Source organism: Vibrio sp. L3-7 (genome assembly GCF_963898195.1).
Lineage (GTDB): Bacteria > Pseudomonadota > Gammaproteobacteria > Enterobacterales > Vibrionaceae > Vibrio > Vibrio echinoideorum.
This window is the reverse complement of sequence record NZ_CAWQUW010000012.1, coordinates 201,832-214,916: the sequence shown is the minus strand read 5'-3', so window position 1 is coordinate 214,916 and position 13,085 is coordinate 201,832. Positions and strand designations below refer to the sequence as shown.

Here is a 13,085-nt window from a genome sequence, read left to right as displayed (position 1 = left end):
CTCCTAACAAGTCGCACTTTCTATTTGGTGGAATAGCTTTTCTTTTCGCACTGGCTTCGCTACGTATCCATCCATACCCGAATCAAAGCATTTTTGGATATCATCATCGATAACACTGGCCGTTAACGCGATAATAGGCGTCTTTCTTAAACCTAGATTTTTCTCGAGCTCTCTTATCTCTTTTGTCGCTGTGAAACCGTCCATAACTGGCATCATGCAATCCATGAGAATAATGTCGAAGCTACTGTCGTTTTGATACATATCAACGGCGATTTGCCCGTTCTCAGCAATTTCAAATGCATATCCCGCTTTAGTTAACATTACAGATGCCACTTTCTGATTAACCCGGTTATCTTCAACTAACAATATTCTTTCGGATTTAGTTGGCACTGTTTGTTGGTCGACTTCTTCCGGTAACGTTGGTTTAGCTGAATTAGCATTGTGAATCGGGGCTATGGTTGAAGCTTTTGATGTAGCAGGAGGGATATGCCCGCTAGGAAGCGGCATTGCTTCTACTGCGGTGAGTATTTTCTCTTTTAACATTTCGAACTTGAAAGGTTTTGGTACGTAGTCGTCCATACCTACGTCGAAACATTTTTGAATGTCGTCATCAATAACACTGGCGGTTAAGGCAATGATCGGAATACGGCGTGTAGCCTTAGTTTCTTGTTCAATTCGTCGAATATTACTCGTTGCTTCAAAACCATCCATAACGGGCATCATGCAGTCCATCAGGATCGCAGCGTAATGAGGGTTTGCTGTGAACTTGTCTATGGCTTCTTGGCCGTTGTTAGCAAACTCAAATTCGAAACCACTTTTTCCAACATGAAGACCAGCGATCTTCTGGTTAATTTTATTGTCTTCGACGATAAGAATTTTATGCTGTATCTCTAAAGGTGCTTGGCTAGCCTCTGATAATTCAGCTAGACCTTGTGTATCACAAAGTTCAACCGCTTTAATTAACCGCAAGCCGAGTAGGGGCTGCGATACTTGTGCTGTAACACAGTCTCCGATATCGGCTGGCTCGCTAAGAAATGAACGAATTAGACAAATAGTGATTCCATTCTGATGCAGCTTGTCCAAGTCATTCGAGTAGTCACTGGCTTGGAACGCATCGTCTTCAGCAAAAACAACAGTGATTGGTTTATTGTGCTTTTGAGCAGCGAGTTGTTCTGTTATTGCAACCGTATCACTTGTTTGCTGAGTAACTTTTAGACCATAAAGATTGAGGTCGCATTCTATGCGTCTAGATAGCTCGTTCTCGTTACCAAGTACGTAAATATCGGCAGTTGCGATGCTTGGCTTCGGTAGCATTAAGTCAACGGGTAACTCTAAATCGAAGTAGAAACAACTGCCTTCACCTTTAACGGAATCGAGTTGAATCTGACCACCCATCAGTTCAACTAATTGCGTACTAATCGCCAGGCCAAGCCCCGTGCCACCAAACTGACGTGTAGTTGAATCATCTTCTTGAGCAAAGGGTTCGAATATCTGTTTCTGCTGCTGTCTATCGATACCAATACCGGTATCCCTAACTGCGAATCTAATGGTCACGTTGTTTTCAGTATTGCTGAGAGTCTGGATGGATAATGTCACCCCACCTTCGGCAGTAAATTTCACCGCATTAGACATAAAGTTCATTAAGATTTGTCTTAATCGATGATCGTCTATCATCACTCGAGCGGGGGTGTCTGGACTGATATCGACGTTAACCAAAACTTTCTGCTCTTTTGCTTTTGGTGCAACGATAGAAGCGATGTCATATATCGACTCTCTAATGGATGCTGAATGTGGGCTGATAAGCAGCATGCCGGATTCGATCTTAGAAAAGTCTAAGATGTCGTTGATTAAGCTGAGTAATAGTTGAGATGAGGTTTCAATGGTATCAACGTAATCTCGTTGTGTTGGTGTCAGTGGTGTATCAGCCAGTATTTCTGAAATACCAATGACGCCATTGAGAGGGGTTCGAATTTCATGAGACATGTTGGCCAAGAAACTACTTTTAGCTTTGCTAGCTTGTATGGCGTGGTCTTTCGCTTTTTCTGCGTCTTCTTTTGCTAGGGTTAGTTTTTCTTTGGCGTGTTCTCTTTCGATGGTTAGTCGTTCTACCTGTTGAGCAAAAAGACTGAGTTCATCCTTACCTTGAATCAGTTTTTCCAGAGAGGGGCGGGTTTCATCGTTTTCGCTTTTTAAAAAATTAAGGACGAGTCCAAGATTATTCGTCACTTGTCTTGCCAGACTCAAGGTTAAGCCCATAACAATGGTGGCGAGTAAGGCGACGATGGAGATAAACAGTGTTCGTTCCATTTGGGCATCTGAAATCGCTTGAGCAACTTCTGTTTGGAATTCCTGTTTAATTACCCCTCCAAGGCTTTGCAACAAGTTAAGTCGAGCACTCATCGCTTCTAGGCCAACAGAGATTTCTTGTGGTGTAAGTTGGCTGATTGCGTTGAGGTCTAGCAGAGCGCTTCTGATTTCTTGACTCTGAGCGAAAACATCATTTCTAAATACTTCAACCATTAAAGATACTTGATGTTCGTTTGCATTCAACGAAACAAAGCGTTCTAAAAACAGTTGTTGTCTTTCGCTCAATGTTTCGATTTGCTCTGCAAGTTCAGGATCGTACTCTTGGCTGTTTTGGAATATCTCAATCAATGAGGTACCGAGTTTGAATTCCTCGTTCGACCAAAACATCAACCATTCAAGTTGTTGCAAGGCCGTGAGGTGTTGTTGAATTTCCCGCTTGGTGTTTTCAAATGGGACTTTTTCAACCTCTAGCAGTAATTGTTTGTACAAATCGCTCTGCCATTCAAGTGCGTCCAATTTATCGTAACTGTCGGTAGCTTGCATCGTAGAAAGGGTCGCTTCGTTAAAATCAGCAACAAGTTGATTCATCTCATCAGCAGCATCTAAAAAAATGATTGGGGATAGGTTTTTTAATTCTGCCTTTACTTGGCTGCTTTGCATCGCGAACTCTTCAGGGCTAGAAGCTGATGTACTTCGATACAAGACCGAAATATCTTGAAGATAGGCTGATAACTGATTCGTTCGCTCAAAGTCGGTTAACTGAGTCGTCAAGATAAAAGCTTGTCTGCCAGCAAGAAAGAGCAGTAGTGAAATGGGAAGTAAAACTAAGCCAAAGAGTTTATGTTTGACTGAAAGGTTATTCCAGACCGTAATTGCCATATAAGGATCCATCCAACTGTTTTTATATCAAAACAGTAGAATAAAAATGATGATATGGAAACTTTGAAACTGTAAATTTAGTGGAAGTGTGGGAGGGGTATAAGTTCTTGTGATTCCAGAGCTTATTTTGAAATGGATTCTGTTTTTAGTGGTTTATAGCGATTGGCAGTCGGTTTATTTTTTTATGCTTATTGATGAGTAACCTAAAAGACGCGCTAATGAGCACGATTTTTGTCTTGAGTTACTTCAAATAGAAGCTGTTCTAACACCGTTTTTGCTGAAGGCTCTAATGTCCAAATTCCTAGCATTCGCTTTAGCGCGGCACGATATGCTCTGTTTTTTAATAAAAAAGCGAGCGTATTTGTATCGTTATTCAAAGCATGTGTTTGTATGACGGACAGCTCGGCTTTGTTTGCGATGTCAATTTTCTTAAGATTGAAAGCGGGTAGGAATGCACACACGTACCAAACTTCAACGATCTCTCTGAGTTCGATTTCTTCTTCGGGTACGTCACAGTCCTGAAGTTGATGACCTTCAGGAATCGCGGATAAGTACGCTACATCAAGCTTGTCTGCAACGAAAGTGTACATTTGCTTCCTTGTTACCAATGTTTTGAGACTGAATCATCCCTCTCACTTATGAATTTGTCAATTACATCCATTTATCTAAAGAGTGAATTGTGAATAAGCGTTGAAGTTTTAACTCAAACTGTTTAAGTATTTGTCTGTTAAGCCAAAATATTTCAAATTCCCGTCTGATTCTAAGACTAAACTCATGTTTGATGTGGCAATCAAACCAGGATCATTGGTGGAAAAAATCACCGTTTTATTCAGAAGTTTATCGGTGAACAAACGATTAAAATACTGTGCATTTTCATTTTCAGAGCCGTTGAACGGTTCATCAATGATGATCAGAGATTGCTCACAGTTACCTAGGCCAAGCGCTAAGCGCAGTTTTTGCTGAATTCCGTTGGGAAGACTTTTACATTTATCCACGCTTAATTGTGTTGCTAAGCCTTCTGGTAGCCATTCATCTAACTCGAAGAAGCTCACCATCTCTTGCATCTTATCTGTTGGAATGAGCCCATTGTGTAGAATGAAGTTGGTTTCTAAAGAGCCCTCAAAAATGTGTAGATTAAAAGGGATGTAGTTAATCGATGTACGATATCGATAACTGTTAAATTGCTTAATGTTGTAACCATCGACGGACACTGCGCCTTGATAGCGATCTTCCAACCCTGCAATGATAGAAATTAACGTTGTTTTTCCGCAACCTGTCGGGCCACAGATGACCACTTTTGCACTGGGTGGAATTTTGAAACCAAGGTTGGTTAAGCCTGTTGCGGCCCCGGTGTAACGGTGGCTCACCCCACTGCCCACAATGCTGCCTTGGAACAGGCGAATAGGCGGACTTTTCTCTAGCGTTAGCTTGTCGTCATTCATCGACATTAAATTGTTTATCTGTGCCGATGACGCCTTTATGGATTGAAACTTAGAAATTGAGTTATAGATGCCCATGATCGGGCCTAATGCTTTCCAAACCAGAATAACGGTCGCGAGCATGGCGCCAGCATCTGAAGTGCCTTCCATTACCCCAATTACTGCAGTCACGATACTGGCAGTACCAATCACCTGAATTAAACTACCGCCCGCAGCCTGAATTTTACTGTTTGTCACAGCTACGTTCTCGGCATCACTGGTACTTTGCATATGCGAAGCGCTAAAGCGAGATTGAACCACACGCAGTAGAGGCAAGCCTTGAATGGTCTTGATGCCACGAAGAATTTCATTCCATTGGTAAGACACCATCGCGTTAGCTCGAGAGCTTTTGGATGTGGCTTGTGAGTAGATATAGCGTGAGTACACACAGAACACCAACATCAAGATTAAGCCGCCCATCACCACAAGAGCTGCGGTGCCAGACATCAGAGCAATCGCAATGATGAATACAATCACAAATGGCATATCAAAGTAGCTTAGGGTGGATTCTGCAGTCACTAATCGACGGAAGGTGTCGATATCTTTCAAACGAGCTAACTGGGATGAAACGCCAGCGGTTGATGTCATCGCGTAGGGCAGCCAAAGAAGCTTCGATATTACGGCTTGGGATATGTGCACCGCGAGATCTTTACCGGAGGTCGCAATGATGTTGACCCGCATCTTTTTAAAGAAGTATTCCGAGAAACCAACAATGACGGCAAACAAGGTCAACCAATAGAGCGTTGCTTGAGAACTCGAGGTGAGTGCGAAGTTATACACGCTCATAATGAAGAAAGGCTGCAACGCTCCTAAGATACTGATCACAAAGCTTAGGATGATTAGGCTTTTGAGTTCATTGTTGTAGCGGTAAAAAGCGTATTTTATCCAATTACTTCTATCTTGGGATTCGGGTGGGGGTTCGCGAAACAGACGAGAATATTCACTAATTGCAATCAATAAGCAGGGCTTCTTACACATTGGATATTCAATGGTGTTGTTGTTCGTGTAATCGAACAAAAGCAACTTGCCATCCTTGGTCCCCAAAAAGATGGCATTAAGGTTTTCTATCTCAATAAAGCATGGGTGAGGGTGCTTATCGATATTCTCGAGTGTTTTAAGTTTAGTGACATCACAGCGATACCCTAGGCGTTCTATGGTTGCGGTAAAGCTATCGCTGTCTTTCGGTTTTGGAATAAAGGCGTCACTGAGGATAGAAGGAGTCCCTTCCCATTCAAGTGCTATCAGGGTGTAGGCCAAACCTCGAATCAGAGGTGATTGGCTGTAGCGCTCGTCATACCCGCTTGATTCAAAATCTGCTACGCGCTGTGGAACATTGTTGAAGTCTACTAGGATACTCATTATTCACCTCCCGTAAGTTTGACACGTTTGAGGCGATGGTTAAGTTTGTCCATTTTATTACTGGCGATAATCAGGATCTTGTCATTGGCACGATAAGCGGTACTGGTTAACACCACGCGCGCAAATTCATCATCAAAGACACAATCGATGTCGTCGAATATTAAGACGCGTTTACTGGCGAGCAGAGCGCGGACTAACAACAAAGCGTAACCGACTTGGCGCGAGAATGGATTGCGCATATGGCCTTTGATTTCAGTGTAAAAGCCGGCCGGCAGGGCATCTATTTGTGCTTTGATGTTCATGGTTTCACATAACGCAAACGCAGTGTTATTCAAACTCGGTCGAAAGCAGGTCAGATTATCAATAATGGATCCTTCTACGAACGAACTGGTTTTATCTACCATTAGCACGCTGTTGCGCCACACGTTGTAGTTAACATCATCTAGACGCGTGTCGTTAATCATTATTTCTAGTTTGCTATCATTGTTTTGTCGCGTAATACAGTTGGCTAAGTGTGTCTTGCCTGCACCACTCTTACCTGTGAGCAGGTAGGCTTGTCCTAGTTCAAACTCGATACGTTGTTTGTCAGAGTACTTGATTGAAATACGTTCAACTTCTGTTGTTTCATGTTGATGCTCAACAGAGGCTGCCAGTTCAAGCAGTTCCGCGATACGTTGTATATGGAGTTTGTTTAATTCCCAGCGGCTCGCAGTACGCATTACTTGTTGGTAAGGCGCGAAGTAACGGTTGGTCAGCATAATGATTGCCGCCATGATGCCTTGGCTTGATTCCATGTTGATAACCGCGGTTGCTAAAACCACAACCACACAAGCAATCGAGAGTTGTTGTATCAGCGCCAAGATCAAACCAAAATTCGATTCAATTTGTTCATATTTGATGTTCTCAACTTCACGCTCTTCGACCATCTGTGTCATCAAACTTTCAACTCGGTATTCCATGTTTCGCGCTTTAATATCAAGTGGACTAGAGATGATTTCAATGATTTTGGACGTCGTTAAACCTTCAATATCAGACTTGTTTTGTAGGCTGCCAATCTTTTGTTTAGACAGGCTCCAAGCGAAAATAGCTAAGATAACCGAGGCAATCAGAAGTGTAACGCCTGCCCATATGTTAATTAGGCCGATGATGAGGATGGTTATCACGCTGACGGCAAGGTTTATCAGGGCTCGAACCGACTCTCCACCAAAGAAGGTTTTCAGCTCAGGAATGGTTGAGATCCGTTCTAGGTATTCACCAGGTTCTAAGCGGCGAAATTTGGAGATTTCAGCCAAACAAATGGATTGGAATACCTTGTTGGTTAAATTGGTCTCAAACTGTCTCATGATTACGGAAGAAATCTTCTCTTCCTGACTTTTCAGATGGTAGTCGAGGAAGATGGAAATCAAGATAATCGCGAACAACAAGAACAACGTGTCTTGTGCTTGGTTGGGCAAGACTCGGTCGAAAATGATCAGAATCGAGAAGGGCAGCACCAAACCAAATAGCGTTGAAATGATTGTCGAGAAAGTCAGATAGCATTTATCTGCCATGTTGATTTTTTGAGAAAATTGCTCAGTTTGCATTGCTAACTCCTTTTCTCAAAGACGACGTTGAGAGCAGGTGTTTAGGCACTAATTCTTGCTTGTTTCGACCTTCGATGTCACTCATTAGCTGCATAACACTCTCTATAGACTGCACGGAAAGCACGCCTTTAACCTGCTCAAGCTTGATGGTTTCGATGATGTAGTCGTAACGTGCGCTTTCATAGTCTCTTAACGCGCTGAACAATTTACTTTCTGCGGCAAGCAAATCGGTGATAGTACGCGTGCCTAACTGGTACGCCCTTTGGATACCTTTGTAAGAGGCATAATTAGCGCGAATGATGTTTTCGTAACTGCTTATAGACTGTGAGAAATCGTTAATGTTGAGAACTGAGGTGTTAACGCTGTTGCGTGTGGTGTATAGCGAGTCTTGGTAAAGCAATTCAGTTCTTTCAATGGCAGTTGAAGATCTTTGATATCCATAGTAGTCAGAACCACCTGACAAGATAGGTACAGCGAGATTCAGCCCTACGCTTGTTGAGTTGCTTTCGCCGGTCGCTGTTATGTCGGTTTTGTCGTAGTTATTGGCATCATCGTGACGATAGCTGGCTGAAAGCGAAACGGTAGGTAAGAAGTTCGAACCGCTTTCTTTTAAGCTTCTTCGGCTTCTTTCGACGTTTTTCTTTGCTACTAACAAGTCGTTATTGAGCTTTAAGGCTTGATCCATGATCGTGCGCTGTTCGGTTTCATTTATTTCCTTTAACGGGACACTTTCATATATATCTTGTGATGGCGTAATAGGGTACTGAATTTGAATAGACAGCCCGTTAAGAATGACACGACGATCTTTCTGCAAGGTTCTTAATCGATTCGACACACCTTCTTTTTGAGCAATAACTTCGTACAGTTCACTGGCCGCTGTATTTCCTAGCTCTACGTTACGTCGCATCTGATGTTCACGAGTCTCAGACGATTTAAGCTCAACCTTAGTCGCTTTGATTTGAGCGTTGTTTTTCAGGTATTCAAAATACTGTGAACCGATTTCCGAAATAGTGCTTTGAATTTTGTTCTCATGTTTAATCTCTTCAATATTGAAGTCGAGCTTTGCTGTTCCGTATTTGAAAATATCGCCAAGGTTGAATACTGATTGGGAAAGGGAAAGACTGTAGCTGTTTGAGTTATAGCTTGAGGTCTCATCAGGCACACTTGATAACAAGGTTTCATTTTCGTTCCAGGTGGTATCGGCGGCACCATTAAGCGAAGGGAGAAACTTAGATCGGCTGACGCCAATGTTGTACTCGTTTTCTTCAACCCCTTTGTTGCTCGCACGAAGAGAAAGACTGTTTTGTAGGCCGAGCTCTACCGCCTCAAGCAGGGTCGTCGCCGATGCTGAAGGTGTTGTGCTGAATGCAAGCGCAGCCATAATGCTGCTAGTTAAGTTTCTGTACCGCCACATACTTGTTGATCACCTTGATGATTTGGTCGCTTTTGTAAGGTTTGCTGATCACGTAATCCATTCCGGCTTCAATACAAGCCTGGTGTTCGTTACTGCTGGTCAATGCGGTTGCCCCTATGATGGTACAAGGGTTTTTCTCGTTCTCTTGTTCAAACTGGCGAATGCGTTTGGTCGCTTCAATGCCGCCCATACCTGGCATGATGCAGTCCATGAAGATGATGTCAGAACGTTTATTCATAAAGTGCTCAACTGCGTCGGCACCATCGCCAACCGTGTCTGGTTCATACTCTTGTTTGGTGAGGATTCGTTTAAGTAAGATTTGTTGAACTCGGTCATCCTCTACGATAAGGAATGAACTGTTTTCCATCTGCTCTTCTGATGCTTCTGCTTCCATAATGGTGAGTAAGTTCGGAATAAACTCATAAGGAATCGCAGGGGAGTTGATGATCTTATCGACGAAGCTGTGACACTCTTGTGCATGCTGAGTATTGGTTACTGATAGCAACAGCTTGGTATTTGGATGATTCTTAAGTTGAGATTTCACCGTTTTGCTCAGTGATGGCAGCTTGTTAGGTTCAAAGGTATCGGTCAGCATGATGGCATCGTACTCACCAAAGGTCTTCGCCGCTGAAAACAACTCATTTGCAGTGCGGATTTCAGTGATATCAAGCCCCAAGTTGTTGAGCATTTTCTTCATTACATCGATACGAACTTGTGTATTGGCGCACAGCAGTAAACGTTTGCCATCGAAGCGTGTTTTCTCTGTATGGAAATTCTTCGCCTTGAGATCAAGCTCGATCTGAAAACGTTCCTGTGTACCCGATTGGAACCAGTGACTTTCGTAATACCCGTAATCTTTTAATACGCTTTTCGCTAAGTCGTCTGTGTTAGCAGTATGGTGTTTATGATCGCTCCAATGGAGCTTATTGAGCTTGGCGACAGAGACATCTAACGTTGAAAGGAAATTAAGGTTGATGGTGACACGCGTATTTTCCATATCCGAAGCTGCGCCAGACTCTATTGTCACGAACAACTTCTTGTTTGATTTGAGTTGGATGGCATTAGAAAGCTGCAGGAACAAGATCCAGAACAAGCTGGTAGATTGGCCTTCAACACGATTAGGTAAGTTGTCGGAAATAAAGCAGTCAAGTTGACCTTCGTTCCTCTGAACTTTGGCGCTGATATGAATCATCAATTCAGATAACACGCTCAGCAGAGAAAACTCTTTCGACTTGCTTTCCGTACCCTGTGAAATCAATCGATTATAGTTTTCTGCTAGCTCAGATAGGGTGCTACATGCAGAGGTAATGTCCTTCGCCATCAACACGCCGTTTTCATCGGTTTCTTGAACGAGGTACTGGACACCGCCGTTAATGGTATTGGTGATTCCGCGAATCTCATAGCCGATGAGTGCATACAACTGTTTGTAGAGATCGTTATTGCGCTTTTGGTCTTCCAATTTACTGAAGATCAGTTTTAGATGGGAGTAGATCTGACGCTGTTTGGGATTGATACTCACTTCATTAAGAAGCTCTTCAAGCCTTTGTAAATCTAACTGTTTTAGTTCTTGATATAGTGCATCGAACTCGTAGTCGATTTCGCGTTCGTTAGAGCTGGATTTTTTCAGCTTCAACATGGCGACTGCGTTAGATAGAACCGTTATCACGGCCAGTATTACGACCACCATAAACAACCAAACAAAGAACTCGTTTTTCTCAGACATCAAATCGCTCGCATGGTTGTTAAACATGGTGCGGTAGTTGTCATCCATCTGTAGATAGTTGTTGGTCAGTGATAGATATAAATCGAGTACATCGGTACGTGCTTTAGCGCTATCGGAGAAGCGGTTAATCGCTAATTCCAGTTGCGTGTATTCAGTTGCTCCAACCAAACTGAACTCAGTTTTGTTCAAAGAGGCTAAAGATCGAAATTCATCTATTTCACGCTTCAAGTTAACTAGATTGAATTCGTTAGTACCACAAGTGTCGGTACTTAAGCACTGCTGCAGAGTTTGAATATCTTGTTCTATGGTCTGATTAAGCTTCTGAGCTTGTATGAGCAGTGGGGCACTTTGCACTTGCGCTACTGAATCTACTTTTGACCAAGAAAAGTATAAATAGAAAGCGAGCGTGGCTAATACCACGCTAAACCCTATGCTAAGACGTAGCGCTGGAACTGAAATGTTGTATGAAGGTTTTCCGCTCATTGACTACCTCTCATCGAATGCATCTTCAATGGCAGACATCACAGGTTTCGCTGCGTATTCGATTACGCGACGCGAGCCTGTTTTTACATCGGCGGTAAATTCCATGTAAGGCGATAGTTTGTATTGTGTGCCTCCTCGCTCAAGAAAGTTTCGGTCAATTTCGATCTCGGCTAAATAGAATTCGGCATCTTCTTCTTCATATGATGAACGGCTGATTGAGGCGATCGTTCCCTCAACAAATCCGTATTTTGCAAAGTTATAAGTGTCCATTTTTACTTTCACAGCCTGACCAATTTCAACAAAACCCATGTCTTTACGAGGGATCTTTGCTTCTCCGTGTAGGGAGTTATTAATCGGTGCAATATCAGCGATACTCTCACCTGGTGGAATTACTGCCGATCGGAAGTTGAAGTGCAATTTATCGACCACACCATCAACCGGAGAGTAGACGACTAATCGATCAACCTTGTCGGAATGTTGTGGTTGTAAGATTCGTTTAAGCTTGAGGTCTTTATTCGCCTGAATGATTTGTGCTTGGTATTCTGAGTTTCGATTCTCAACCAAGTCTCGGTGCTGCTTTTCAAGTTTGTCGAGCTGAAAACGTTCATTCATGACCGACTCATCGAGGTTTTCAATCTCACGTACCATATTGGATTCTTGTACTTTCATGTTCAGAACGTCGACATACGACGCCATCTCTTCTTTATAAAGCGTGTTTTTGATGTTGAGTTGTTTGCGAATGAGCGATAGTTGGTTCTCTGAACTTTTACGACGCTTAAGCATCGATTTAATCAGAGAACTCTTGTGTTTAATATCGTGTGTAATGAGCTCTTCGTTAGAGCGGTTTTTAGAGAACTCTTGCTGCCACGTATTCATGTTTACCTGAACTTGTTCCGGAAACTTTTCGATGTAAGAAGCGAAGTTTGGTTCGATCATGTCACGTAGGCTTTCATAACGAATTTTGTCTAGCTCTAGCTGAGTAATTTCGGTATTCACGGTATCGAGTTGTGTGTTGCGGTCTAATGAGCGTATTCGTGCGATTGGTTGTCCTTCATAAACAACTTCTCCTTTTCGGACTAACATCTCTTCCAATATGCCGCCTTCTAAGTGTTGAACTTTCTCGACGTCGGATTCCAGTAGCAATTCACCGCGCACAGAAACGACAATGTCGATACGTGCTTGTGACGCTACAGCGATAGCGACCAAAGCGAGCAGAAAGATGATGAGCAACGTTTTGTGAACGCTGGTCATGGCACTGGCGAGCACGATGGTGTCATCCGCTGTTACCTTAGACGCTTCGTTATTAGAAACGAGCGCTTTTCTAAGGTGATGCTCTATTTGGTTATTGCTCATGACCTACCTCGATGACTTGTCATCTATTACTTCCTTAATATCCAACAAGTGATTGATCTGTCGATTGACGTTTTGTAGCTCAGTTTTTACATCCTCTAAAAGCGCTTCAGGCGCAGGGAAGTGGTGTTTACTCAAATGTTCCAATTTGGCCATCTTGGGTGGTAGGTCTTGGTCACAGAGCAAAGTTAAGATGCTTTTCAGTTTTTTTGAGTAACTGCTGAGCTCATCAAAACGCTGCTTGTCATGGAGAGTATCTATGTTCATATCTGCGTCTGAAAAATCTTGATAAAAGTCGCCTAACAACAATTGCAGCCCTTTGTGGTTGTTGCCGATTGAACGCAACAAATTCGTCATGTCTATCATCATTCCACTGCCTTAATTGCTTTAATGACAATAACTAAGGATCTTTAAAGACAGTTTTCAAATTTTTTTTCATTCTTTATGTATAAAAAGAAAAATATGAAAAAAGTTGTATAAAAACTTGGTTTTTCAAAATGGTGTCCTTT

Annotated in this window: 8 protein-coding genes; all 8 read right to left on the bottom strand. The window is 42.6% G+C overall.

What is annotated here, in order from left to right:
* Window positions 1-3 precede the first annotated feature (3 nt).
* Entirely contained in the window at window positions 4-3,186 is a 3,183-nt protein-coding gene (locus tag AACW75_RS10825) for a response regulator (protein ID WP_145568748.1), read from the bottom strand.
* 215 nt (window positions 3,187-3,401) lie between these two features.
* Window positions 3,402-3,776 carry a hypothetical protein gene (locus tag AACW75_RS10820; RefSeq protein ID WP_145568750.1) on the bottom strand — a complete coding sequence of 125 codons (375 nt, stop codon included), beginning with the start codon at window positions 3,774-3,776 and terminating at the stop codon, window positions 3,402-3,404.
* Window positions 3,777-3,884: 108 nt separating this feature from the next.
* Complete coding sequence (locus tag AACW75_RS10815) at window positions 3,885-6,023, bottom strand: ATP-binding cassette domain-containing protein (RefSeq protein WP_145565493.1); 2,139 nt, start codon at window positions 6,021-6,023, stop codon at window positions 3,885-3,887.
* Complete coding sequence (locus AACW75_RS10810; RefSeq protein WP_145568752.1) at window positions 6,023-7,606, bottom strand: ABC transporter transmembrane domain-containing protein; 1,584 nt, start codon at window positions 7,604-7,606, stop codon at window positions 6,023-6,025. Before AACW75_RS10810 ends, AACW75_RS10815 begins: the two co-directional genes overlap by 1 nt.
* Window positions 7,596-9,020: a TolC family protein gene (locus AACW75_RS10805; protein WP_145568753.1), complete on the bottom strand. Its 1,425-nt coding sequence runs from the start codon at window positions 9,018-9,020 to the stop codon at window positions 7,596-7,598. The genes AACW75_RS10810 and AACW75_RS10805 overlap by 11 nt, the downstream gene beginning before the upstream one ends.
* Window positions 8,995-11,226, bottom strand: coding sequence for an ATP-binding response regulator (locus AACW75_RS10800; RefSeq protein WP_145568755.1), 2,232 nt, complete (start codon window positions 11,224-11,226; stop codon window positions 8,995-8,997). Before AACW75_RS10800 ends, AACW75_RS10805 begins: the two co-directional genes overlap by 26 nt.
* A 3-nt stretch (window positions 11,227-11,229) precedes the next feature.
* Entirely contained in the window at window positions 11,230-12,579 is a 1,350-nt protein-coding gene (locus AACW75_RS10795) for an HlyD family type I secretion periplasmic adaptor subunit (protein ID WP_145568757.1), read from the bottom strand.
* A gap of 3 nt (window positions 12,580-12,582) precedes the next feature.
* Window positions 12,583-12,945, bottom strand: a complete 363-nt coding sequence (locus AACW75_RS10790) for a hypothetical protein (protein ID WP_017073944.1) — start codon at window positions 12,943-12,945, stop codon at window positions 12,583-12,585.
* Between the last annotated feature and the right edge of the window lie 140 nt (window positions 12,946-13,085).

Excerpts from the sequence above, each read along its gene's own strand:
- AACW75_RS10795 (WP_145568757.1), bottom strand. The coding sequence starts at position 12,579 with ATGAGCAATAACCAAATAGAGCATCACCTTAGAAAAGCGCTCGTTTCT.
- AACW75_RS10790 (WP_017073944.1), bottom strand. The coding sequence starts at position 12,945 with ATGATGATAGACATGACGAATTTGTTGCGTTCAATCGGCAACAACCAC.
- AACW75_RS10825 (WP_145568748.1), bottom strand. The coding sequence starts at position 3,186 with ATGGCAATTACGGTCTGGAATAACCTTTCAGTCAAACATAAACTCTTT.
- AACW75_RS10810 (WP_145568752.1), bottom strand. The coding sequence starts at position 7,606 with ATGCAAACTGAGCAATTTTCTCAAAAAATCAACATGGCAGATAAATGC.
- AACW75_RS10800 (WP_145568755.1), bottom strand. The coding sequence starts at position 11,226 with ATGAGCGGAAAACCTTCATACAACATTTCAGTTCCAGCGCTACGTCTT.
- AACW75_RS10805 (WP_145568753.1), bottom strand. The coding sequence starts at position 9,020 with ATGTGGCGGTACAGAAACTTAACTAGCAGCATTATGGCTGCGCTTGCA.
- AACW75_RS10820 (WP_145568750.1), bottom strand. The coding sequence starts at position 3,776 with ATGTACACTTTCGTTGCAGACAAGCTTGATGTAGCGTACTTATCCGCG.
- AACW75_RS10815 (WP_145565493.1), bottom strand. The coding sequence starts at position 6,023 with ATGAGTATCCTAGTAGACTTCAACAATGTTCCACAGCGCGTAGCAGAT.